Genomic DNA, 232 nt, shown 5'->3' on the forward strand with positions numbered 1-232 from the left:
CCCCCATACTCTGCATCCTTCTTCACTCCTTTGGGTGTCCAATTGCTATGCTTTTGTGGTTTACGCTTAAATTCTGAAACATTATTAGGTGGCTTTTGTTTAGCATGCCAACGATCAAGAATCGCTGATTCCAGGTATGCAAATGATTTAATACTATCTGCTCTATGCTTTGGTTGATATTGATCAAATACCTCGGCGATCCACACCAATATTTCTTCAAGTGGGATTCGCT

The 232-nt window shown here is 40.5% G+C and carries 1 protein-coding gene; it reads right to left on the reverse strand.

Annotated features, from left to right (window positions below; all coding sequences use genetic code 11):
* On the reverse strand, nucleotides 1-232 hold a 232-nt coding region (locus SB816_RS35260; RefSeq protein WP_410548659.1), incomplete at both ends, for a hypothetical protein.

This window comes from Achromobacter sp. SIMBA_011, from assembly GCF_046535435.1.
Classification (GTDB): Bacteria; Pseudomonadota; Gammaproteobacteria; order Burkholderiales; family Burkholderiaceae_B; genus Achromobacter; species Achromobacter dolens.